Here is a 21,237-nt window from a genome sequence, read left to right on the forward strand (position 1 = left end):
CGTCTACCCCACCACGGCGAGGACGGCGCCGACGATGACCGCGAGGGCGGCCAGCAGCACGAGCGAGATCGCGCACCAGATGGCTTGGGTTCGGCCGGTCTGGTAGGCCATCGGGTTGGAGTTTGCGGAGGCGGTGGCCATGGAGGCGAGGGCGACGATGAGGAAGACGATCGCCATGACGATGGCGATGCCCCAGATGCCGGCGAGGAGCTTCTGCCAGAGCTCGGTGAACTCGGTGCCGAAGATGGTGAAGTTCGGCAGGACGCCGTCGAGGGGGTTGTCGATGAGTCGAACGATGTGGTGCACGGTGCTGCTTCCTCTTACTTCTCGGTGATCGGCTGGTCGGTCAGGGTGCGGATGATCGCGGCGGTCGCGGCGGTGAACGCGGCCCGGGTGGCGGGCGCGAGCTTGGCGAGGGTGATGGGTCCGCGTTCGGCGATGTGGGCGTCGTAGGGGATCTCGTAGGTGCGGTCGATGCCGTGCTGGGCGAGGATCCCGGTGATGTTCGCGCCGAGCTGCGGGTTCTCGACCCGCCCGTCCGTGAGGCGGAGCACGATCGCCTGATCGGCGAGGGCCGCGATGCGGCCGCCATGATTCCGGAGGTGGTCGAGCAGGGCGATGGCCTCGCCGACCGCTTCGGCGGAGTTGAGCACGGGGATGACGAGGGCGTCGGTGACGGCGAGGGCGCCGTCGAAGGCGTCGGACGAGGGCTGGTTGCCGGAGTCCATGACGCGGATGCCGTAGTACTTATCGACCACGGCCGCGGTCGTCTCGACCGCGTCCCGGTCCAAGCGTGAGCGGGGGCCGGTGGTGCCGATGATCGAGGCGAACGAGGTCTGCGGAGCGGTGTACGAGGCGAGCTGTCCGGCGGAGCGGATCTGGTTCGCGTCGGTGACGAGTTCGCCGATGCCACGCTGCGGGGTGCCTTCGGCGCGGAAGGTGAGGGTGCCGGGGTCGTCGGAGACTTCCATGATCGCGACGGAGCCGCCGCGGATGGCGGCGAGGGTACCGCCGAGGATGACTGACGTGGGGGTCTTCCCGACGCCGCCCTTGCGGTTGGCGACGAGGATCCCGACCGCCCGCGGGAACGTCGTCTGCCGGATCGTCGCCTCGTCCTGCTCGAGCAGCGCGGCCTGCTCCCGGTGGGCGAGTTCGGCTGGGCTCGGGGCGACCTTCACGCCGAGCTTCCCGAGCAGCCCGCGGACGCCCTCACGGGCGGGGTCCGGCTGTCCGGTTCCGGTGAGCGTGGTGAGGTCGATCGGCGCGGCCGGCTCGACAACCTCGACCTCTGCCGCCTCGAGCTCGACGGGCTCGGGCGCTTCCGCGGCCGCGGGCGCCTCGGGGGTGGGCGGTGCGGTGGTGGGGGTGTCGGTTTCGGTGTAGCCGGCGGCGCGGGCGGAGCCGGGGAATGGGGCGGTGGTGCTCATGCTGTTCCTTCTTCTTCCTGATCGACAGTCGTGATCTCATCCGCAGCGTCCTCGTCAAGATGGCCGACCGGTGCAGGCTCGACGGGCGTGGGGGCGGGTTGGGCTTGCGGGAGGGCGCGGAATGCGGCGATGGCTCCGGCTTGGACCAGCCAGAAGGCGCCGTCGGCGGCTTCGCGGACGTCTTGCGGTGGGATGACCCAGGTGTGCTGTGCGCGGGCGGAGCGGAGCTCGTCGCCTTGGGCGGTGCCGGAGGCTTCCATCTGCATGACCGTTCCCGCGTACTGCACGACATCCTCGGGGTCCTTGGAGCGGCCGAAGATCAGCGCGGCACCGGAGGTGAGGGCGCGGCGGCGGCGGGTCTCGTCGTTCGACAGCCCCGCGGGCGACTGCGTCGCCAGCACCAGCCCGACCCCCGCGCTGCGGGCGGTCTCAAAGAGAGAGCCGGCGGTGTCGCCGGGGTCGGAGGTGTCGGTGACCAGCTGCGGGAACTCGTCCACGACGACCAGCACCGGGGTCTTGTCGCCCCGGCGAAGTCGGGTGGCGAGGAAGTTCCGCAGATCCAACAGGAGCAGGTCGCCGAGGCGGGCTTGGGCGTCATCGACCGGAGACAGCGGCACGATCGTGATGTCTCCGGCGGGGCGGTCGTAGGTCCACCCGTCCTCGGACAGCCACGGCTCGAGCGGCCGCAGCGCGACGAGGAGGGCTTGGAGGGCGCGTTCACCGGCGGTGGTGCCTTCGCGGTCGACGACGTTGTTCACCATCCGCAGGTCGTACTGATCCCGCACATGCTCGCCCGGGTTCAGGAGCCGGTCGCGGAGGTCGGCGATGCCGGTCACCGGGGTGCGGTCTTGGACGGCTTGAAGGACGCCGCGGATCTCGTCGAGATAGTGCTGATTCGCGCCATCCGGCGAGGGCATGAGGCGCATGAGCTTCGCGGTGACCTGGTCGGTGGTGCCGGTGAACAGGTTCCACCCGTCGGCGACGCCGGCGCTCTTGCCCTGGGAGCGGGCGAGGGCGGCGAGGTGGGTGGCGTCGGCAGGGTCGCCCTTCGCGTCGAGGAAGAACACCGGCCACCCATAGGCGAGGGCGCAGAGGATCATCCCGTTCAGCAGCACCGTCTTCCCCGACCCGGACTCAGCGATCACCAAAGCCCGCACCGACGACGACGTCCCCGGCAGCACGAGCATCCGGTTCGGTGCGTCGATCCAGTCCCGGACCGCGCGCCGGTCGCGGAAGCGTTCCGCGGCGGTGGTGACGGTCTGCTCGACCGTCACCGCGAACGCCGACCCGCCACCCGGGATCGGGTGGGGTGCGGTGTGGCCGCCGGGGGTGATGCCAGTGATCTTGCCGGTGACGGTGTCGAGGTGGACGCCGATCCGGCGGGCGGCGGTGGCGTCGGCGGCGACCTTGCGGGCGGTCTCGATGCGGGTCTGGTTCACCACGTCGGAGATCTGCCTGGCCCGGACGAGCCCGGCGATCTTCCGGCGGCGCAGCAGCCACGCCGCCGGCACCAACAGCACCCCTGCAAAGAGGCTCACGACCAGCCACGGGATGACCGTCTGGACGGTGTCCCACGACGTGGTCAGCTCCCCCGTCTGGATCCCGTGGGCGAGCAGCAGCACCTCGATCGTGACGAGGGCGGTGACGGCGGCGATGCCGCCGAGCGCGGCGGGGAGGTGCCAGCGGGCGGAGATCCAGAACCACGCCCTGGTCGCGACACCCTCCCCCGCGATCCGGACGGTCATGACGGGGATCAGCAGTGGGAGCAGGGCCAGGATCAGGGCTGCGGCGATCGCGGTCGCGATCAGGCGCTCGATGCCGCCGCCGACCGGGTCGGCGGCCGGCGCCCCCGACTGCGTCGGGGCGGTGGTGCCGGTCATGCCGTCACCGCCGGAACGGTCGTCCGGCCGGTGGCCGGGCGGCGCCTGACGGAGCAGGCGCAGTCCTGGGTACCGGCCACAAGGGCCGGGGTTTGACCTTTCCGGCGGCCGATCGTAGCTCGGTCCTCGGCTGCGCACCCGTGGTGGCTGACGCGCCCTGCGGGCTTATTTCGCCCTCCCCTGCCGGGGCTTCGCCGCGTCTCCTCGCACTCGATCTCTCTGCCGGAAGGCAAACAAAATGATTGATCCGAGAGGAGCGCGTGATGATTCGGCTTCACGCTCCCGTCCGCCTGTCCACCCCCGATACGACCGCCCGCGTCGCCCTGGCCTGCGCTGGTCTCAGCGGCAACCGCCACCTCGGCCGCACCCTGCAGAACACTCCAGCGGAGGAGGTGGTCGCCGCCTGCATGGACGGCACCAACCACGGCCTCCCGGACGCAGTCGCGTTCCGGGTGCGAACCCTGGTGAACCCAGCCCTGGTCGCCGCGGTGCTCACCTCCACCGCCCGCGATGGACTCACGCTGCTCACTCCGGCGGATCCGCGCTGGCCGCAGAGCCTTCAGCGGTTGGGCGCTGCCGCTCCCGTCGTGCTCTGGGTCGCCGGCGACCCGGACCTCCTTCGTGAGGAGCCCGTCGTGATCACCGGCGGGACGCGTCCGGATGCGCAGCTGCGGCATCAGGTGATCGAGGTCACCACCGCGACCGCGCAGTCCGGTCGCCTCGTGGCCGCCGCGGCCCGGCACGGTGTCGACGACCTGGTCGGGCGTGCGACGCTCGCGCTCGAGGGACGCCTGCTGACCGTCGCGACCACACCCCGCCTCCTCGACCCGGGCCCGGGTCAGGTGGTGGTGAGTGAGAACCCGCCCTACCTGCCCGCGGTCATGGCCTCCCAGGTCCGCACCCCGGTCCTCCTCGCAGCTCTCGCGGAGAAGGTCCTCGTCGCCGATGCCCGCCCCGGCACCGGCGCCTACCGCACCGCGGTCGCCGCGCACGCCCTCGAACGTCCCCTCGGCGTCCTCGGCGACCCCGCCCATGGGGTGCGGGGGAAGCGGGTGTCGACGCTGGTCGAGGTCGAGCGTCTGGTCTGAGGTGCTCATGCGGTGACCTCCCAGAGCGCCGGCTCCGCACCCTGAAGGGTCGGGGCCGGCGCCATCAGATGCGCCACCCAGGCGGCATCGTCGTCGCCCGTCCAGGCGCCGCGGGCGTCCATTACCGGCACCGCGACCAGCCGCGGGCGGAGGTCGCGGAACAGCCACCGGTCGGCTTCCTTCACGACCAGCCGCGCGGACGCGGGAGTTGCGAGGTAGACGACGCGGGAGAAGCCTTCGCGGGTGAGGCGCTCGGCGTGGTTGGAGTGGATCGCCTTGTAGCGGATCGGGGTCTTCGGCGTCAGCTCCACCTCGACCAGCTCTGCCATCCCGTCCCGGATCGCAACCCCGTCCGCCTGATGATCGCGACGGGTGCGCGGGCGGCGGTCGCGGCGCCACTCGTAGCCGCGGGCGAGGTAGCGGGCGGCGACCGTCGCGACCGCGAGATCATGCCGCGCCGTCTGCCGATACAGATCCGGCACCCGTCCCGACATCGTGTTCGCCGGCCAGACCACGGACCCCTGCTGGAACACCGGACGGCCCCGTCCGACCAGCCCGGCGGCGAGCATCCGGGTGATCCAGTTCTGCGCCATGCGCGCACTCAACGGACCCTCCGGGACCTCACTGTCTCCGAGCCCTGCGAGGGCCCAGCGGACGGCCTCCGTGTCGGCCATCCGCACCACCCGCAACCAGTCGAGCATCGCCTCATCGCGACCCGTCACCTGCACCATGTCGAGCTCGCTCCCCTCCGGTCCGTTCGCCTGTTCTTCTACTTCTTCACTTGCACTTGCCTGTGTTCCCGGCCTCCTGAACTCCCCAACCTCTGTCAGTCACCAGCTCTTTCGGTGAGTGGCAGAGGTTGGGGAGTTCAGGAGGCCGGGAACACAGGCAAGTGCGCACCGCACCCCTGCGGTTACCCATTCGCACCCGGCGAACGACCAACCGCACGACCACAACGAGGCACCACCCAATCGTTCTGCCCCCTGAACGGGGGTAGAACGACACGCCGAATCGCCACATCGGTCGCGAAAAGACCTCAACTCCGGGTTGAGACTCCACGCGCCGCGAGAGCGCGGCGTAGAAAGAAATCGGCCGAAACTTGTCTCGTCCCGCAGACGTGGAAAGCGGCTTTCGATGTCGAGCGCGAGCATCAGTGGACCTCGATCAGGAGCGACTTGCGCAGCTCGTCCTCGTCGTCACCGATGGCGTTGAACACCCGGTCGAGAAGGAGGTCGACGCCGATGCGGATGAGGGTGTTCTCGGTGATCCGGACGCCCCCGGTCTTCGCGCGGTTCAGGCGCCGGGCGTGGACAGTCAGAGCGGCGAGTTGGTCTTCGCGCAGCCGGGTGTCCTTGCGCACCAGTGACAGGTAGTGCGGGGTCTCCGCCGACGCCTCGACGGCCTTCGGCTCGCGCTTCGCGGTGCGCTTGGCCGGCGCGTCCGGCGCGGGCTTCTCGGCGACCTCGGCGCCCGGTTCGGCGGGTGCCGGGACGGGGTCGGTGGTCGGGAGGCGGCCGACGAGGTCGCCGAGGTTGCGGCGAGGCATCAGTGGTCTCCGTGGGCCCAGATCGACATGAGCTCGAGCGCGACGGCGCGGTAGTCGTCGATGGCTTTCGCGGTCTGCCGCGACTCCGGGTACTGGGTCACGACGACGCCGTCGATGGGGGCGTCGGCGTGGACCTTGTAGCGGCGGATCGGTCGCGTGAAGCGCGGGAGGCTGATCTGCTCGAGCAGGGCTTCGGCGTTCTCGAGCTGCCCGGCGGTGCGCATGTCGACCTTCGACAGCAGCACCCGGAACGGCACCCGTGCGGGTTCGATCAGCTCGCGGATCGTGCGCACCATCGGCGGCACGCACAGCGCTTCCGCCTCGGTCGGGACGATGACGAAGTCCGCCGCCGTGAGGACCGAGCTGAGGATCGCCGAGTCGGTCAGGTTGCCCGGGGTGTCGACGAAGATCACGTCGTAGTCCAGGGCCCGCATCTGGGCGAGCTCGGCCGGGTCCGCGGCGGTGGCGAAGTCGAACGGGAGGGTCTCGCCGGCGGTGTCGGCCCACCAGGTCGTCGACTGCTGCGGATCGACATCCACCACCATCACGCGTGAGTGCTCGGAGGCGACCGCGGCGAGGTTCATCGTCGTGGTGGTCTTGCCCGCGCCGCCCTTCTGGTTCGCGACCGCGACGATCCTCATCGCAGCACCCCCGCGATGGCGAGGAATCGAACTCCCGTTGCTCCGTCGTTCCGCACTCCGCGACTTCCGAACTCCCGACCTCCGGCGCTGCGCGAGTTCGGCAGTGCCGCACTCGGGAACTCCCGAGCACGGTCAGCACCCCCGGGGCGCACCTCGGGGGTGCGGGTGTTCGGGTCTGCGTGAGTTGCCGAGTTCCGAAGTCCCGCACTGCGGGAGACCGGAACAGCGGAACCCGCCAGCGCGGCTCGCGCGCGTCCTGCTTCGTAACTGGTCATTCCTGTTTCTCTTCCTGTTAAGGGGGTCAGTTTCCGACCCGGCCCAGGGTCACTTTCCGACCCCCTCGGGGTGTCGGTTTCCGTACCCCTTGGGGGGTCAGAAACTGACCCCCGGTGTCTTCCACTCGGTCGCGCCCTCGTGGGCGAGGAACGGCAGCGGCACCGGCCCGCCGCCCTCTCGGCGCATGTGCCGGACGTCAACCTTCAGCTCGTACTCCGCCGGCTTCCCCGTCCCGCCTCGACGGATCACCGTGATCGCGCCCTTGGACACGAGTTCGCGGGTCGCACGCTTCACCGCCTGGAACGCGGCATCGGTCGCGTTCGTCGGGGCCATGTACCCCAGCGCGATCGCGGAGAGCTCGCGGCGGCCGAAGTAGCGCAGCGGCGTCGCGCCGGCCGGGTTGTCGTCGAAGTCCCAGCACTCCAGCGCCATGTGCAGGAACAGCCGGGTCGCGGCATTGCCCAGATCCAGCTGCGCGGACGCGAGCACGGCCTTCTTCGCAGCGAACAAGCCCACGAGGTCCTCGCTTCGCTCCATCAGGAGCGAACTCACGCGATCGCAGCTTCGCCGGTGCGCGACTGCGCGGACGCCTCGATCCACGCCAGCACCTCGGACCGCTTGTACAGCACCGTCCGCGGCGTCGGCTTGTAGAACCGCGGACCATCCCCCCGGTAGCGCAGCTGCGCCAGCGCCGGCGTCCGAATCCCGGTCAGCTCCTCGACCACGTCCGGCTTGATGAAGTCGTCATCCATAATCGTTTCCCGTCGTTTCGACAACCACAACGCCATCGCGTTGTCATATCGACGGTAAACCCATCTCCGTCATTTTGACAAGAGCAAGTTGTCGTAGCCTGTCGAAATGGCGGGATACGCGGCGCAACGCAGCATCGGAGCACGGATTGCCGCCGCCCGCCGCTCGCGCGGGTATCGCAGCGCGGACGCCCTCGCCGCCGCCCTCTACGGCACGGGGATCACGGCGTCGATCATTGAGAACATCGAGGCCGGCCGACGCGCGAACCTCGACGTCAGCATCGTGCTCAACATCGCCCGCGTCCTCGGCGTCCCCGTCAGCGCTCTTCTCGCGCCGATCGCCCGACCCGACGACCCCCTCGATCTCGCCAACCTCGGACCCGCGTTCGACGGGATGTCCGCCAGCGAATTCGACACCTGGATGTCGACGGCGCCCAACAGCGACCATCTCGCCGCCAGCGCCGCAGAACGGAACGATCGTGCCGAACTACGTGCGCTCCGAGAACTGCAACTACAACGCCGCGAGCTCGACCGACTCCGCCAGGCAGACGCGATCGAAGAAGCATCAGGGCGCCCCGAAGCACTCGCCGCGGCGAGCCACAACCGCATTGCCGCGATCGAGAACGACATCACCGAACTTCGGAAGTACCTAGCTTCCGCAGGTTGGGAGCTGTAGCAGTGGCCACGATCGAGCCTTATGAGACAAAGCAGGGGCGTCGATACCGGGTCCGATACCGCACCCCGGACCGACGCCAGACGGACAAACGAGGATTCAAGACCAAGCGAGAGGCGGAGCTCCATCTAGCTTCGGTCGAGGTCTCGAAGGCCCGCGGCGAATACGTCGACGTCAGTGCGTCTCGCGCTCGAGTCGAAACGCTCGGCGCTAATTGGCTCGCGACCCAGACTCACCTCAAGCCGTCCGCGTCCCGCTCGATAGAGATCGCCTGGCGCGTTCATGTCGAACCCCGCTGGGGCCGGGTGTCCGTTGCGGATGTCCAGCACAGCGAAGTCCAGCGATGGGTTTCTGAACTGTCGAAGTCGCGGAGCGCCACGACGGTCATCCGCGCGTACGGGGTACTAGCAGCCATTCTGGATGTGGCTATCCGCGATCGGCGACTCGCGGCGAATCCCGCCCGCGGAGTGAAGCTGCCGCGCAAGCAGAAACGTGCGCATATCTACCTTTCGGCCGAAGAGGTCGCCAAGCTGGCCGAGCAAGTCGGCGACCAGAAGCTATTCATCCTGACACTGAGCTACTGCGGGCTGCGGTGGGGCGAAGCCACCGCGCTGCGACGTTGCGATATCGACCTCGCGCGGAGGCGTCTCGAGGTGCGTCTTAACGCAGTCGAGGTGGGGAGCGAAATCGTGATCGGGACGCCCAAGTCGCATGAGCAGCGTTCGGTCCCATTCCCGCCGTCTCTGGCTGAACTGTTCGCCACAGCTTGCGACGGCAAGGCGGCGAACGACTTGGTCTTTACGGGGAGCAAGGGACAACGCCTACTCCGACCGAAGACGGACGCCGGGTGGTTCGGCACCTCAGTCAAACGGGCGGGTCTTGCTCGAATGACACCCCACGACCTGAGGCACACCGCCGCGAGCCTCGCGGTCAGCGCCGGCGCCAACGTCAAAGCAGTACAGCGGATGCTCGGGCACGCGTCGGCGACGATGACGCTCGACGTCTATGCGGATCTCTTCGAAGACGACCTCGACGAGGTCGCGCTCCGCCTCGACGAGAGGTTGCTCGCAAGCGGGGCGGCGGCCCTCGCTTGATGCCTGCGGCGCCACCCACCTGGCCGCGATCGCCTGCGAATGTGGGCGCAGTGTGGGCACAGATCCTTCTTGACGGTTGAGGCAATCGCCAAGAAGCCCGCGAAATCGAGCCAAACGACTCGATCGAGTTGGCGGAGGGCGGGGGATTCGAACCCCCGAGGCATTTCTGCCTGCCGGTTTTCAAGACCGGATCCTTCGGCCGCTCGGACAGCCCTCCAGGTGCGTCCGAGGCTACCGGACGGCTCTCCGCGCGGGCGTCGTCAGCTCACCCCTCCTGGTCGCGCATCCGCTGGCCCAGCGCGTCGGCCGCGACCAGCACCCTCAGCTGCGCCGGAGTGAACAGCTCGATCATCACGGTCGCGACCGTCTCCTCGAAAACCACCGGATCGAGCTCCGACCCCGCGCTCGGAATCTCGAGCCAGGGGTAGCGCCGCTGGCTGTCGAGGATCTCGGGCACCATGCGCTCGGCCAGCTCGGCGATCTGCTGGTCGTCGGCGTCATCGGGCAGCGCATCGAAATCGTCGTCGATCGCGGTGCGTCCGCGAAAGGTCGCGTGCAGGTCGCCGAGCGCCGACTCGTCGAACAGCCGCGAGAGCACGAGGACGAGCACCCGCTCCGACGCCGACAGCTGGTCGGCGACATCGGCGAAGCGCGGCGGCAGCTCGAGAGGCGCCGACGTGGCCGACAGCGCCGCGAGCTCGGCGCGCACACGGGTGAGCCGCACGATCTCGGCAGCGAGCGACGCATCCAGCTCGGCGACGGCCTCGTCGCGGTTCTCGGCCGTGAAGGCGCCGAGCTGCGCGAGCGGGATGCCGAGCTCGCTCATCCGGCGGATCTGCAGCAGTCGCACCAGATGGTCGGTGCGGTACTGCTTGTAGCCGTTCGCGGTGCGCTCGGGTTCGTCGAGCAGGCCGGCGCGGTGGTAGTACCGAATCGCCTTCACCGTGGTGCCGGCGATCTCTGCCAGTCGGCGGGTGCTCCAGGTCACGGTTCCTCCTCGCCGTCCGCCCGACCCCCGTCCATCGTCGCGCGTGCGGCACCGAACCGCGACAAGATCGGGCGCACGCGCACTCCCTCTGCGTGTGCTCGGCTTGACCGTGCCCCCGGGGCCGACCCGACCCTGAGCGCATGATTCCGACCATCGCATCCCGCCCGACCGTGCCCTTGCCGCACCGACGACCCGGCTGGCTCGAGCTCGGCGTCGCGACCCTCGTCGCCGTCGTGCTCTACCTCGCGTCCGGGCTCGTGACGGCCCTGCCCGCAGGATTCCCCCTCGCGCCCGGACTCGTCGCGTTCGCCGTCTCGGCTCTCGTGCCGGGTGTCGCCTTCGCCGTGGCGCTGCTGCTGCGCATCCGCCGCGGGTCGTCGTTCGGCCTGCGCTCGGTCGACGTCCGCTGGATCCTGGCGGGCGCCGGGCTCGGCCTGATCGCCGTCCTGCTGACCTGGCCGGTGAGCTGGCTCGTCGACCCGCTGCTGCCCGGCGGCGACGTGCAGCAGAGCTACCGCGATGCCGCCCAGGGCGGGTCGCTGATGCTCGCGGCGACGCTCGTGCTCGGCGGCGTGCTCACGCCGATCGGCGAGGAGCTGCTGTTCCGCGGCGTGATCGCGAACGTGTTGCTGCGCTGGGGCACGGTCGTCGGGGTGCTCGGCAGCGCACTGGTGTTCGCCCTCGCCCACGGCATCAACGACGTGACGCCGATGGCGTTCGTGATCGGCCTCATCACCGGCGCACTGATGCGCCTCACCGGATCGATCGTGCCGGGCATCCTGGTGCACGTCACCTACAACACGACGGGGATGATCGTGCATGCGCTCGGACTCTGATGGTCGCGACCGCACGAGACAACGCCGAGCATGAGCATCCTCGACGCCCTGCAGAGCGCGGCCGACACGGTCCCGCTGCTGCTGCAGCCCGTGATCGTCGCGGCGGCGGGAGCGATCCCGTTCGTCGACGCCGAGCTGGCCACCGTGATCGGCGTGCTCGCAGGACTGCCGCCCCTGGTCGCCGGGTCCACCGCCGCCGCCGGCAACCTGCTGTCCGTCGCCGCGGTCGTCGTGTTCGGCGAGCGGGTGCGCGCCGTCTGGCGTGCTCGACGAGCGGCCCGGCGCGAGCTCGCGGATGCCGACGCACGATCGGAGACGAGCGCGGCGTCCCCAGGCGCGGGCTCCGACTCCGCACGCGACGACGACCGCGTGGAATCGAGCAGCCGCCGCCGCTTCCGCGGCTACCTGGAGCGCTTCGGCGTCCCGGTCGCGTGCCTGCTCGGGCCGCTCGCCCTCCCGGCCCAGTTCACCTCGATGATCCTGGTCGGCGCGGGTGTGCCGCGCCGACGCATCCTGATCTGGCAGGCGGTCTCGATCGTGCTGTGGACGACCGCCATCTGCCTCGCGGCGACCGGCGCGCTCGCCGTGCTCGGCGGCGGCTGAGCGCGGCGGCTGGCCGGCGCGCGGGCGAGTCCGGGCGACGACGCGGCCCGCCGCGCTCACCCCTCCGGCAGGTGCCGCCGCGACGAGACCCGCACGGCCGCGATCGCCACGACCGCGAGCAGCAACACCGTCACGAGGATGTCGATCGCCGGCACGACGAGCGCGAGCGCCGAGATCAGCGTCGGCAGCAGGAAGCCGGCGTAGGCGAGCGCGTAGAACACGCCGGTCAGGCCGGCCAGGTCGCGGCCGCCGGCGATGCGCTGCACCTCGAGAAGCCCCGAGACGAGCGAGATGCCGAAGCCGCATCCCAGCACCGCGTTCGCGACGAGTCCGAGCACGGGCGAGCCGACGACGATCGCGAGCACGACGAGCACGAGCCCGGCCGCGATGCCGGTCGTGCCGACGCCGAGTCCGCGCGCCGATTCGAGCGAGTGGATGCGGCGCGCCAGCGGCTGGATCGCACTCGACGCCCCGAGCGCGATGACCGTCGCGGCCGTCGCGTAGGCGATGCCCCACGGCGCGGTCTGGTCGGCGAGCCGCGTCGGCAGGTAGCCGTAGCCCATCGCGGCGGCGGCGAAGATCCACGGCGCCGCGACCGCGACGACGCGCACGAAGCGGCGATGCGCGGCGCTCGGGATGCGCAGCTGAGCCCACCACGGACCGCCGACGCCCGGCACTCCCCCGGACCCGGCACGCACGGCGCCGACCGCCGTCTCGGGCAGGCGCGCCACGAGCACGAGGAACGGCAGCGCGACGGCGAGGTGGATGAGGAACGGCAGCATCCGCGGGATCGGCCCCCACTGCGCCAGCACCCCGGCGACGAGCGCGCCGAACGCCGAGCCGAGCGTGAACGCGAGCGAGCCGCGCCGCGCGCCCGACGCCGCCTCCGCCCTCGGATCGTGGGGCGACTGCGAGAGCTCCTTCATCCAGCTCATGCCCGCCGACATCGCGACGCCGACGGTCACGCCGGAGAGCAGGCGGCCGGCCATGAGCCAGCTGAATCCGAGCGGGCCGAGGGCGAGCATCCCGCTGCCGATCAGTGCCGCGACGACGCCGACGACCATGACGGGGCGCCGGCCGTGGCGGTCGCTCAGCGACCCCGCCAGCAGCAGGGCCGGGATGAGCCCGAGCACGTAGACGCCGAGCAGCGTCGTGACGGCGACCTCGCTGAAGTGCTGCTCGTGCACGTACATGAGCAGCAGCGGGCTGAACTGGTTGCCGCCCCACGAGCAGGCGAACATCGCGCCCCAGAGCAGGCGCCAGGGGCGGGCGCGCGACGGCGACTCCGCCGGCGCGGTGAGGTCGGCGCCGGCGATGGGCGTCGAGAGTCTGGCGCTCACAGCACGCCCCGGTTGCGGTCGACGTGGCGGCGCAGCACGGCCGCGTACTCGCCGGCGTCGCGGGCTTCGATCGCCGCGACGAGGGCCGCGTGCTCGTCGAATGCGGCCGCCATCTGCCCGGCTTTCACGCGGATCAGCAGGTTGCGCATCCGCTGCTGCCGATCGTGCAGCAGGGTCGCGAACTGGGATGCGACCGGGTTGCGCGCCCCCGCGACGACCGCGGCGTGCAGGCCGTCATCGGCCGCGATGAAGCGGTCGAGGTCGTCGGCGGCGACCGCGGCGCGCTGCTCCTCGAGCAGGGAGCGCAGCGTCGGCAGCACCTCGTCGACGCGATCGCTCGCGATGATGCGGGCCGCGCACGCGGCCTCGACGGCCTCGCGCATCTCGAGCACGTCATCCGCCTCGCTCGGCGACAGCGGACGCACGACGGCCCCGCGACGCGACTCGAGCGTCAGCAGCCCCTCGGCCGCGAGCCGCAGGAACGCCTCGTGCACGGGGGTGCGCGAGATGCCCAGCTCTCCCGCGATCACGGCCTCGCTGAGCAGCGCACCCGACGCGAGATCGCCGCGGATGATCGACTCCTTCGTCGCCGCATAGGCCCGGTCGGCCGCCGTCAGCGCGCCCGCCGAGCGGTCGTCGGGCGCGATGGCGTCCGTCGCGCCGAGAGCGGTGGATGCGGTGGTCGCGTCGGCGACGATCGGCTCGGTCACGCGGCGACTCTACCCCTTGCATGCAAGCTTGCGCGCAAGCGCTGCATTCTCGGCCGAGCCTTCCGCGACACGCCGACGAAGCCGCGGAATGCTTGCCTTCCCCCGCGAGACGGGCCTACGGTGGGCACCGATCGCCGAACAGGAAAGGAGCCAGCCATGATGATCACCACCGCATTCGCCGGAATGCCCGCAGCATTCCGCCCTCGTGCTGGCTTCGTCGGCGTCCTCACCGCAGGCACCTGCTAGGCGCTTCCCGCCCCGCGTTCCCGCGGTGGCGACGCCTTCGAAGCCGACGCGCACGTCGCCCCGCCACGATCCGGAGCACCCGCTCGCAAGACCTCGAGCACTCGAGATCCCGCCCGCGCACCTGTGATCGATGCCCCGCCGGCCGCCGACCGCGGCGCCCCGGCATCCCCTGCGGCTTCTTCGCCGCGCCTGCGACCCGGTCACCGCATCTCCAATGGATGCGCGACCCGGTCCGAACCGTGAGGACACCCCGTGACGACGTCACTGTCGACCAGCTCGACCACCACCGAGCGCGAGCACCGCGCTCAGACCACCGCCCATCCGCCGCAACAGACCGCGCACGACAGCGCGCAGCACACCACCCCGGCCGCCGTGCCGGCCGACCGGCACCACGCCCAGCGCCCGACGCTGAGCGCGCCGGAGCTGCGCCGCCACCGCGGTCTGGCCGACCGGCTCGCCCTGCGTCTCGGTCTGGCGCTGATCACCTGGAGCCGCCGGCCCCTCGTGCTCAGCGACCGCACCCCGTGGCGCAACAACCCCCTGGAGCTGCGCCGCGCGCAGCTCCAGCGCCAGGAGGCCGACCGCCTCCGCTACGCGCTCCACACCCGCTGATCGGTCGCCTCCGATGACCGCCCAGCCGATTCCCGGGCACGAGCTGCCCGCAACCGCGGCGGCGCGAGCGCTCCTCGCGCCGCCGCCCCGGCGGTAAGAAGCCGCGAGCGCGACGAGCGAGCGCGCTAGCGAACGTGCGCGCGCGATGCCCGAGACTCAGGCCGGGAAGTGCCCCGCCAGCGCGCGCGCCAGCCCCTGCTGCTCGACCGGGTACGTGACCTCGGTCGCCACGGCCTTGACCTCATCCGGCGCCTGGCCCATCGCGACCGCGATGCCGCCGCGCGCATCCGCCCACTCGAGCATCTCGATGTCGTTGCGCCCGTCGCCGGCGACCAGCAGATTCGCCTCGATCGCGAACGGGGATGCGGCGATCACGTGCTCGAGGCCGGTCGCCTTGTTCACACCCTCGGGCGCGATGTCGAGCCACGCCGTCCAGCCGATGTTGTAGCTGACCTGATGCAGCCCCATCTGGTCGACGATGCGCAGGAACTCCTCGGTGTCGTGCTGCGGCGACAGCACGACGACGCGGGTCGCCTCCAGCTCGAGCAGCCCCTCGAACGGCGTCTCGACGCTCGACGGGAGCAGCACGCCCTCGGGGAACGCGCCCGTGTAGTGGTAGACGCCGTCGGCATCCTCGACCGCGTAGCTGGCGCCCTCGAGCGCCGCGCCGATCGTGGTGAGCACGTCACGCGGGGCGAAGGTCTCGACGTGCATGCGGCTGTAGCCGACCGGGGCCTCCGGGTCGCGCCGCAGCACGAGCGCGCCGTTCGCGCAGACCAGGAACTCGGGCGCGATGCCGAGCCGGTCGACGATCGGCAGGGTCATGGATGCGCTGCGTCCGGTCGCGAGCATGACCTCGTGCCCGGCGGCGCTCACGCGGGCGACCTCGGCGATGACCTGCTCGTCGAGGCTGCCGTCTTCGCCCAGCACGGTGCCGTCGACGTCGAGGGCGATGAGCCAGCGCTGCGCCGGCGCCTCAGCGGACGAGTCGCCGTCGGCCGCCACGGCGGCATCGGCATCGCCCGCGGCCGGCGCGCCGCTCTCGCCCGCGCCGCTCATCGGACGGGCTCGAGGATCTCGAGTCCGCCGAGGTAGGGCCGCAGCGGCTCGGGCACCCAGACCGAACCGTCTTCGCGCTGGTGCGTCTCGAGGATCGCCACCAGCCAGCGGGTCGTGGCGAGCGTGCCGTTGAGGGTCGCGACCGGCGCCGTCTTGCCGTCCTCCCCGCGCTGGCGGATGTCGAGGCGGCGCGCCTGGAACGTCGTGCAGTTCGAGGTCGACGTGAGCTCGCGGTACTTGTCCTGCGTGGGCACCCAGGCCTCGACGTCGAACTTGCGGGCGGCGCTCGAGCCGAGGTCGCCGGCGGCGGTGTCGATCACGCGGTAGCTGAGGCCGAGCGACTGCAGCATGCGCTCCTGGGCGGCGAGCAGGCGCTCGTGCTCGGCCTCCGCATCCTCGGGTCGCGTGTAGACGAACATCTCGAGCTTCTGGAACTGGTGCACGCGGATGATGCCGCGGTTGTCCTTGCCGTGCGATCCGGCCTCGCGGCGGTAGCAGGTCGACCAGCCGGCGTAGCGCAGCGGACCGCCGGCCAGGTCGAGGATCTCGTCCTTGTGGTACCCGGCGAGGGCGACCTCGCTGGTGCCGGTCAGATAGAGGTCGTCGTCATCCAGGTGGTAGATCTCGTCGGCGTGCGCGCCGAGGAAGCCGGTGCCCTGCATGATGTCGGGTCGCACGAGCGTCGGCGGGATCATCGGGATGAAGCCCTCGTCGAGCGCGGTCTGCAGGCCGTAGCTGAGCAGCGCGTACTCGAGGCGCGCGCCGATGCCCTTGAGGAAGTAGAAGCGGGCGCCCGACACCTTCGTGCCGCGGTCCATGTCGATCGCGTCGAGCTTCTCGCCGATCTCGAGGTGGTCGCGCGCCGCGAAGTCGAAGGTCGGGATGGCGCCGACCTCGCGCAGCACGACGTAGTCGTCCTCGCCGCCGGCGGGCACGCCCTCGATCGGCACGTTGCCGAGCGAGCCGACGATGCGCGTGAACTCGGCCTCGGCCTCGGTCACCTGCGCCTGCGCGGCCTTCACCTGAGCGGCGAGCTCCTGCGCCTGCGCGACCAGGGCGGCCTTCTCGTCTCTGGGCGCCTTCGCGACGGTCTTGCCGAAGGCGTTCTGCTCGGCGCGCAGCGCCTCGAACGCGGTGATCGCGGTGCGGCGGGCGGTATCGGCGGCGACGGCCTCGTCGACGAGCTCGACGCTGGCCCCGCGGGAGCGCTGCGACTCCTTCACCAGCTCGGGGTTCTCGCGCAGCAGCTGGGGGTCGATCACGGGGTCAGTCTATTCATCGCCGGTGACAGGCGAATGCTGAGCCTCCGCCCCGCGCCCATGCCGCCGCGCGCATGCATGCCCTAATTTGGTGCCATGACGGCCCCCTCCGCCCCCGCATCCCGCCGCGCCGCCATCGTCTTCAACCCGATCAAGGTGGATGAGGCGCACCTGCGCCAGGCCATCGCCGACGCCGAGAGGCAGCATGGCTGGGACGAGACGCTGTGGCTCGAGACGAGCGTCGAGGACCCCGGGCAGGGGCCGACGAAGAAAGCCGTCGCCGAGGGCGTCGAGGTCGTGATCGCCGCCGGCGGCGACGGGACCGTGCGCGCGGTCGCCGAGGCGCTGCGTGACACCGAGGTTCCGCTCGCCCTGCTGCCGAGCGGAACCGGTAACCTGCTCGCCCGCAACCTCGACCTCAACCTCGCTCATGTGGCCGGCTCGATCGAGACCGCGTTCACGGGCGACGACCGCAAGATCGACCTCGGCATCGCCCGTCTCGAGCGCGAGGACGGCTCGCGTGAGGAGCACGCCTTCCTGGTGATGGCCGGCATCGGCATCGACGCGCAGATGGTCGTCAACACGAACACCGAGCTGAAGAAGAAGGTCGGCTGGATCGCCTACGTGGATGCGATCGTGCGGTCGCTGCGTGACCGCGACCGGCTGCGCATCCGCTACGAACTCGACGATGGTCCGGCCGGGGCGATGAGCGTGCACACCCTGCTCGTGGGCAACTGCGGATCGCTGCCCGGCAACATCCTGCTGCTGCCCGAGGCGGCCGTCGACGACGGCGAGTTCGACATCGTCGCGCTGCGCCCCGAGGGCTTCTTCGGCTGGCTGCAGATCTGGACCAAGATCGTGTGGGAGAACGGCGTGCTGCGCCGCAGCCAGGCCGGCCGCAAGCTCATGTCGCTGACCAAGGAGGTGCGCACGCTGCGCTACCTCAAGGGCAGGCAGTTCACGGTGCGCATCGAGAAGCCCGACGAGTTCGAGCTCGACGGGGATGTGTTCGGCGAGGTGGTCGCGTTCCGCACCACGGTCGATCCGCTCGCCCTCGCGGTGCGCCTGCCCCAGGGGCACAAGCTCAGCACCGACCAGCCCGCGGCGGCCGTTCAGGCCTGAGGCCGGCGCGGCGTCCACTGCGCCGAGACCGGATGGGTCACGGCGCGGACACATCCGGATCCGAGGGATGGGCGGCCTGCGCGGTGCGCCGCGCTCCGTTCCAGACGACCGCGTGCCCGGCGAGCAGGGCGACCAGCACCACGGGCACCAGCACGGTGAGCGCCTCGCGCGCCGGGCGCGCCGCCTCGGCGGTCGCCCAGAAGCGCTGCGCCTCGCTGAACGAGTTCGGGTCCTGCGCCGACTGCGCCGCCCAGTAGGCGCTCTGGTAGTCGAACCAGAGGGCGCCGATCACCAGCGCGGCGAGGATCGCGAAGGTGATCCACCCGACCACGAAAGGCGCTCGGGATGCGCGGATCACGGGTCGCGTCGACACGGGCGTCGGCTCCGGCGCCGACATCAGCGCCTCCGCAGCGCGACCAGCAGCGCGACCGTGGATGCGGCGCCGAGCACGCCGACGCCGTAGAGCGGAGCCGCGAGGTTCGGCGCAGCCTGCGACAGGAAGAACGCCCAGACCATCGCGCCGCCGTCGGCGTCGCGATCGCTGTCGTACCCGTACCCGGTGTCGGCGATCAGCGCGTAGGAGTGCATCGACAGGGCGATCGCGGTCACCAGCGCGACGACGCTGACGATCGCGAGCGCGATCACGAAGGGATTGCGCCAGGGCGCGGGCCCGGATGCGCCGAGGCGGTCGAGCTCGTCGGCCTCGTCGAGCACGTCGTCGGGCCCGACCGCGACGCGGACCGGGATCGGGGATCCGGAGCGCGGCGCCACCGGGTCGGCGGCCGGTGCCGCGGGGTAGGCCGGAGCCGCCGCGGAGGACGGGCGCGTCAGGTCGGCCCGGGGTGCGGATGCCGGTGCGGACGCGGATGTGGAGGAGGCGGCCGACGGTCGAGCGAAGGGCGATGCGGCGGGCGGGTCGCCCACCGGCAGCGGCGCCCGCGTCGCTGGCGCACCCGCGGCATCCGAAGCCGGTGTCGCGTCATCCGCCGGCGGCGCCGTCGCCGGCGCGACCGCACCCGTCGCATCCACCGCCCCCTGCTCGCGCGGGTCGTAGCCGCGCTGGAACTGCGCGGCGTAGCGGGGGTCGACGTTCATCGGGTCACTCCGTCCCGTGCTCCGTGGCGGGCTCGCCCGAGAGGATGCCGCGCAGCCAGTCGCGGGCCTCGATGAAGACCTCGTCGCGGTAGCGCTCCTCGTGCTCGACGGGGCGTCCGTCGGCACGTGGGTACGAGCCCAGGAACGTGACGCGGGGGCTGAAGCGCTTGAGGCCCAGCAGCGCATCCGCGACCCGCTCGTCGCGCACATGCCCGTCGAGGTCGATGTTGAAGCGGTAGCGGCCCAGCTCGTCGCCGATCGGACGCGACTCGAGCAGGCTCATGTTCACCCCGCGGGTGGCGAACTGCTCGAGCATGTCGAGCAGCGATCCGGCGCGGTCGCTCGGCAGCTCGACGATGATGCTCGTCTTGTCGGCGCCGGTGCGCTCGGGGATGCGGCCTGAGCGTGTGACCATGATGAACCGCGTCACGGCGGTCGCGTTGTCGCCCACGTGCTCGGCGAGCGTCGCGAGCTCGAGGTGCTGCGTGATGCCGTGCGGCGCGATCGCGGCGTCGGCCGGCGAGTCAGCCAGCAGCGCGCGGGGCGCGGCGACGTTCGACGTGGCCGGCAGGTGCGCGTGCTTCGGCAGGGCCTGGTCGAGCCAGCGGTGGGTCTGCGCATAGGCGACGGGATGCGCGGCCACCGTCGTCACGTCGGCGAGCGCCGTTCCCGGCCGCGCCACCAGGTCGAAGTCGACGCGCACCAGGTACTCGCCGGTGATGCGCACTCCGGGGATCGCGGCGAGCGCATCCTGAGTCGCACTGACCCCGCCCTCGACGCTGTTCTCGATCGCGATCATCGCGCCGACGCTGCGGCCGCTCGTGACGTCGTCGAGCGCCTCGCCCACGTTGTTCACGCTGCGCCACTCGGCTCCGGCGGCCTCGGGCGCCTGGTTCAGTGCGCTCCAGGTGAAGGTGCCGACCGGGCCCAGGTAGCTGTAGACCGGGGATGCGGAGGGCTGGGCGGGCATGCGGCGAGCCTAGCGAGCGCGGCCGGGGCGCGGTTCGCGTGCACGGAAACCGGTGGAGAGCGACGTCGAGCCGCATGACAGCTCGACGGGGTTCGTGACCTGCTTCCGTGCACGGAGTCGACGGCCGGCACGGACCGTGGACCGTGCCGGCGGCTCGGGCTCAGCGACCGGACTCGAGCAGCTGCGCGATCTCCTGGTCGAAGGTGAGGGCTCCGTCGACGGCGGCCGCGTCGGGCGCGAGGGTCGCGGAGAACATGTCGTCGAGACTCGGGGCGGCGAACGCGGCGGGAGCCGCGACGAACGACGGCTCGGGCGCGGCCGGGGGCTCGGGCGAGAAGTCGGCGGCGAGCTGCGCCTCGAAGTCGGCGAGCGCGGCCATGTCGAGCGTTCCGTCGAGTCCTCCGCCGATGCGGTCGGCGGCCGAGGGCGCGGGCAGGTCGAGGTTCGCGGGCAGGGGCACGGGCTCGGCGACGGGCGGGACCGCGACGGGCGGGAACGCGGAGGCCGGGGCGACGGTCGCCGCCGGCGCGACCGGCTCGTCGATGAAGGCGCTCTCGAAGTCGGCGAAGGTGGGGGCCGCAAAGGTCGGCGCGGCCGGAGCGGCGGCGACCGGCTCAGCGGCGGCGGGCTCGGCGACCGCAGCGACGACGGCGATCGGCTCGACCGGCACCGGCTCGGGCGCGGCCGGCGTGAGCAGCGCAGTCGCGACCTCGGTCTGGGCGTCGTCCTCCACGTCGGAGATCAGGTCGGTGAACTGCTTGCCGTTCCACCAGCGCAGCTGTCGTGCTCCGCTCGGGTCCGGGTACCAGCCGGCCTGCTGACGCTCGTCGCTCATCGGGTCTCCTCCGCGGGTCGCTCGACCCGTGTCGAGGCTAGGCGGGCCCCGGGATGCGGCGCGCCTCCGCGTTCGGGGGACGGATCGCCCTGATCAGGGGCGGATTCTGCCCTCGCTCGGGGTACATCCGCGGCTCGGTCGCGGCGGTCGGGCGCCGGCCGGGCGGCGGCCGGGCGACGGCGGCCCCG

Annotated in this window: 24 protein-coding genes and 1 tRNA gene; 7 read left to right on the forward strand and 18 right to left on the reverse strand. The window is 71.4% G+C overall.

What is annotated here, in order from left to right; translation table 11 throughout:
* Positions 1 to 3 precede the first annotated feature (3 nt).
* The 3 genes from FJ658_RS00935 to FJ658_RS00945 are packed head-to-tail and all read right to left on the reverse strand — an operon-like array spanning position 4 to position 3,307.
* Positions 4 to 306 carry a hypothetical protein gene (locus tag FJ658_RS00935; RefSeq protein ID WP_255447481.1) on the reverse strand — a complete coding sequence of 101 codons (303 nt, stop codon included), beginning with the start codon at positions 304 to 306 and terminating at the stop codon, positions 4 to 6.
* 14 nt (positions 307 to 320) lie between these two features.
* Positions 321 to 1,427: a ParA family protein gene (locus tag FJ658_RS00940; protein ID WP_141143505.1), complete on the reverse strand. Its 1,107-nt coding sequence runs from the start codon at positions 1,425 to 1,427 to the stop codon at positions 321 to 323.
* Positions 1,424 to 3,307, reverse strand: a complete 1,884-nt coding sequence (locus FJ658_RS00945; protein ID WP_141143506.1) for an ATP-binding protein — start codon at positions 3,305 to 3,307, stop codon at positions 1,424 to 1,426. Before FJ658_RS00945 ends, FJ658_RS00940 begins: the two co-directional genes overlap by 4 nt.
* A gap of 263 nt (positions 3,308 to 3,570) precedes the next feature.
* Here FJ658_RS00945 and FJ658_RS00950 point away from each other — a divergent pair, with 263 nt between their 5' ends.
* Positions 3,571 to 4,395: a DNA-processing protein DprA gene (locus tag FJ658_RS00950; RefSeq protein WP_141143507.1), complete on the forward strand. Its 825-nt coding sequence runs from the start codon at positions 3,571 to 3,573 to the stop codon at positions 4,393 to 4,395.
* Between the two features lie 5 nt (positions 4,396 to 4,400).
* Here the strand turns inward: FJ658_RS00950 and FJ658_RS00955 are convergent, their stop codons facing one another.
* The 5 genes from FJ658_RS00955 to FJ658_RS00975 all read right to left on the reverse strand — a co-directional run bounded on the left by FJ658_RS00955 (position 4,401) and on the right by FJ658_RS00975 (position 7,610).
* Positions 4,401 to 5,126, reverse strand: a complete 726-nt coding sequence (locus tag FJ658_RS00955) for a hypothetical protein (RefSeq protein ID WP_141143508.1) — start codon at positions 5,124 to 5,126, stop codon at positions 4,401 to 4,403.
* Positions 5,127 to 5,545: 419 nt separating this feature from the next.
* Positions 5,546 to 5,941, reverse strand: a complete 396-nt coding sequence (locus FJ658_RS16605; protein WP_219995678.1) for a hypothetical protein — start codon at positions 5,939 to 5,941, stop codon at positions 5,546 to 5,548.
* Entirely contained in the window at positions 5,941 to 6,582 is a 642-nt protein-coding gene (locus FJ658_RS00965) for a ParA family protein (protein WP_141143509.1), read from the reverse strand. The genes FJ658_RS16605 and FJ658_RS00965 overlap by 1 nt, the downstream gene beginning before the upstream one ends.
* A 372-nt stretch (positions 6,583 to 6,954) precedes the next feature.
* The gene (locus tag FJ658_RS00970) at positions 6,955 to 7,410 is read right to left on the reverse strand and encodes a hypothetical protein (protein WP_141143510.1); all 456 of its coding nucleotides are present in this window, start codon (positions 7,408 to 7,410) and stop codon (positions 6,955 to 6,957) included.
* Positions 7,407 to 7,610: an AlpA family transcriptional regulator gene (locus FJ658_RS00975; RefSeq protein WP_141143511.1), complete on the reverse strand. Its 204-nt coding sequence runs from the start codon at positions 7,608 to 7,610 to the stop codon at positions 7,407 to 7,409. The genes FJ658_RS00970 and FJ658_RS00975 overlap by 4 nt, the downstream gene beginning before the upstream one ends.
* A gap of 106 nt (positions 7,611 to 7,716) precedes the next feature.
* Between FJ658_RS00975 and FJ658_RS00980 the strand changes: the two genes are divergently transcribed.
* The gene (locus FJ658_RS00980; protein ID WP_141143512.1) at positions 7,717 to 8,283 is read left to right on the forward strand and encodes a hypothetical protein; all 567 of its coding nucleotides are present in this window, start codon (positions 7,717 to 7,719) and stop codon (positions 8,281 to 8,283) included.
* 2 nt (positions 8,284 to 8,285) lie between these two features.
* The gene (locus FJ658_RS00985) at positions 8,286 to 9,374 is read left to right on the forward strand and encodes a site-specific integrase (RefSeq protein WP_141143513.1); all 1,089 of its coding nucleotides are present in this window, start codon (positions 8,286 to 8,288) and stop codon (positions 9,372 to 9,374) included.
* Between the two features lie 129 nt (positions 9,375 to 9,503).
* Here FJ658_RS00985 and FJ658_RS00990 read toward each other — a convergent pair.
* Positions 9,504 to 9,591 (reverse strand) — tRNA-Ser (locus FJ658_RS00990).
* Between the two features lie 48 nt (positions 9,592 to 9,639).
* Complete coding sequence (locus FJ658_RS00995) at positions 9,640 to 10,362, reverse strand: MerR family transcriptional regulator (protein WP_141143514.1); 723 nt, start codon at positions 10,360 to 10,362, stop codon at positions 9,640 to 9,642.
* Positions 10,363 to 10,502: 140 nt separating this feature from the next.
* On the opposite strand from FJ658_RS00995, the gene FJ658_RS01000 reads away from it, so the two are divergent.
* Positions 10,503 to 11,198, forward strand: a complete 696-nt coding sequence (locus FJ658_RS01000) for a CPBP family intramembrane glutamic endopeptidase (RefSeq protein ID WP_141143515.1) — start codon at positions 10,503 to 10,505, stop codon at positions 11,196 to 11,198.
* A 30-nt stretch (positions 11,199 to 11,228) separates the two neighbouring features.
* Complete coding sequence (locus tag FJ658_RS01005; protein WP_141143516.1) at positions 11,229 to 11,801, forward strand: small multidrug efflux protein; 573 nt, start codon at positions 11,229 to 11,231, stop codon at positions 11,799 to 11,801.
* 56 nt (positions 11,802 to 11,857) lie between these two features.
* Here FJ658_RS01005 and FJ658_RS01010 read toward each other — a convergent pair whose 3' ends face one another.
* Positions 11,858 to 13,141 carry an MFS transporter gene (locus FJ658_RS01010; protein WP_219995679.1) on the reverse strand — a complete coding sequence of 428 codons (1,284 nt, stop codon included), beginning with the start codon at positions 13,139 to 13,141 and terminating at the stop codon, positions 11,858 to 11,860.
* Positions 13,138 to 13,851 (reverse strand): GntR family transcriptional regulator, encoded by a 714-nt coding sequence (locus tag FJ658_RS01015; RefSeq protein ID WP_141143517.1) that lies wholly within the window; start codon positions 13,849 to 13,851, stop codon positions 13,138 to 13,140. Before FJ658_RS01015 ends, FJ658_RS01010 begins: the two co-directional genes overlap by 4 nt.
* A 498-nt stretch (positions 13,852 to 14,349) precedes the next feature.
* Here FJ658_RS01015 and FJ658_RS01020 point away from each other — a divergent pair, with 498 nt between their 5' ends.
* Complete coding sequence (locus tag FJ658_RS01020; protein WP_141143518.1) at positions 14,350 to 14,709, forward strand: hypothetical protein; 360 nt, start codon at positions 14,350 to 14,352, stop codon at positions 14,707 to 14,709.
* Between the two features lie 156 nt (positions 14,710 to 14,865).
* Here the strand turns inward: FJ658_RS01020 and FJ658_RS01025 are convergent, their stop codons facing one another.
* Entirely contained in the window at positions 14,866 to 15,768 is a 903-nt protein-coding gene (locus FJ658_RS01025) for an HAD family hydrolase (protein WP_141143519.1), read from the reverse strand.
* The gene (gene serS, locus FJ658_RS01030) at positions 15,765 to 17,030 is read right to left on the reverse strand and encodes a serine--tRNA ligase (protein ID WP_141143520.1); all 1,266 of its coding nucleotides are present in this window, start codon (positions 17,028 to 17,030) and stop codon (positions 15,765 to 15,767) included. The genes FJ658_RS01025 and serS overlap by 4 nt, the downstream gene beginning before the upstream one ends.
* A gap of 93 nt (positions 17,031 to 17,123) precedes the next feature.
* Here serS and FJ658_RS01035 point away from each other — a divergent pair, with 93 nt between their 5' ends.
* Positions 17,124 to 18,149 (forward strand): diacylglycerol kinase family protein, encoded by a 1,026-nt coding sequence (locus FJ658_RS01035; RefSeq protein ID WP_141143521.1) that lies wholly within the window; start codon positions 17,124 to 17,126, stop codon positions 18,147 to 18,149.
* A 37-nt stretch (positions 18,150 to 18,186) separates the two neighbouring features.
* Here FJ658_RS01035 and FJ658_RS01040 read toward each other — a convergent pair whose 3' ends face one another.
* The 4 genes from FJ658_RS01040 to FJ658_RS01055 all read right to left on the reverse strand — a co-directional run bounded on the left by FJ658_RS01040 (position 18,187) and on the right by FJ658_RS01055 (position 21,049).
* Complete coding sequence (locus FJ658_RS01040; RefSeq protein WP_141143522.1) at positions 18,187 to 18,522, reverse strand: hypothetical protein; 336 nt, start codon at positions 18,520 to 18,522, stop codon at positions 18,187 to 18,189.
* A 23-nt stretch (positions 18,523 to 18,545) separates the two neighbouring features.
* A complete protein-coding gene (locus FJ658_RS01045) occupies positions 18,546 to 19,244 on the reverse strand; it encodes a hypothetical protein (RefSeq protein WP_141143523.1) in 699 nt (232 codons plus the stop codon).
* 4 nt (positions 19,245 to 19,248) lie between these two features.
* Complete coding sequence (pheA, locus tag FJ658_RS01050) at positions 19,249 to 20,214, reverse strand: prephenate dehydratase (RefSeq protein ID WP_141143524.1); 966 nt, start codon at positions 20,212 to 20,214, stop codon at positions 19,249 to 19,251.
* Between the two features lie 160 nt (positions 20,215 to 20,374).
* Positions 20,375 to 21,049, reverse strand: coding sequence for a DUF2510 domain-containing protein (locus FJ658_RS01055; protein ID WP_141143525.1), 675 nt, complete (start codon positions 21,047 to 21,049; stop codon positions 20,375 to 20,377).
* Positions 21,050 to 21,237: the final 188 nt, after the last annotated feature.

Origin of the sequence: Schumannella sp. 10F1B-5-1 (assembly GCF_006517535.1) — a bacterium.
GTDB lineage: Bacteria > Actinomycetota > Actinomycetes > Actinomycetales > Microbacteriaceae > Schumannella.

Bases quoted from the DNA above. Each gene is read 5' to 3' on its own strand.
- FJ658_RS01045 (WP_141143523.1), bottom strand. From the start codon at position 19,244: ATGAACGTCGACCCCCGCTACGCCGCGCAGTTCCAGCGCGGCTACGAC.
- FJ658_RS00955 (WP_141143508.1), bottom strand. From the start codon at position 5,126: ATGGTGCAGGTGACGGGTCGCGATGAGGCGATGCTCGACTGGTTGCGG.
- FJ658_RS00980 (WP_141143512.1), top strand. From the start codon at position 7,717: ATGGCGGGATACGCGGCGCAACGCAGCATCGGAGCACGGATTGCCGCC.
- FJ658_RS00945 (WP_141143506.1), bottom strand. From the start codon at position 3,307: ATGACCGGCACCACCGCCCCGACGCAGTCGGGGGCGCCGGCCGCCGAC.
- FJ658_RS01000 (WP_141143515.1), top strand. From the start codon at position 10,503: ATGATTCCGACCATCGCATCCCGCCCGACCGTGCCCTTGCCGCACCGA.
- FJ658_RS00975 (WP_141143511.1), bottom strand. From the start codon at position 7,610: ATGGATGACGACTTCATCAAGCCGGACGTGGTCGAGGAGCTGACCGGG.
- FJ658_RS00940 (WP_141143505.1), bottom strand. From the start codon at position 1,427: ATGAGCACCACCGCCCCATTCCCCGGCTCCGCCCGCGCCGCCGGCTAC.
- FJ658_RS00950 (WP_141143507.1), top strand. From the start codon at position 3,571: ATGATTCGGCTTCACGCTCCCGTCCGCCTGTCCACCCCCGATACGACC.
- FJ658_RS01035 (WP_141143521.1), top strand. From the start codon at position 17,124: ATGACGGCCCCCTCCGCCCCCGCATCCCGCCGCGCCGCCATCGTCTTC.
- FJ658_RS16605 (WP_219995678.1), bottom strand. From the start codon at position 5,941: ATGCCTCGCCGCAACCTCGGCGACCTCGTCGGCCGCCTCCCGACCACC.
- FJ658_RS01055 (WP_141143525.1), bottom strand. From the start codon at position 21,049: ATGAGCGACGAGCGTCAGCAGGCCGGCTGGTACCCGGACCCGAGCGGA.
- FJ658_RS01025 (WP_141143519.1), bottom strand. From the start codon at position 15,768: ATGAGCGGCGCGGGCGAGAGCGGCGCGCCGGCCGCGGGCGATGCCGAT.
- FJ658_RS00965 (WP_141143509.1), bottom strand. From the start codon at position 6,582: ATGAGGATCGTCGCGGTCGCGAACCAGAAGGGCGGCGCGGGCAAGACC.
- pheA (WP_141143524.1), bottom strand. From the start codon at position 20,214: ATGCCCGCCCAGCCCTCCGCATCCCCGGTCTACAGCTACCTGGGCCCG.
- FJ658_RS01005 (WP_141143516.1), top strand. From the start codon at position 11,229: ATGAGCATCCTCGACGCCCTGCAGAGCGCGGCCGACACGGTCCCGCTG.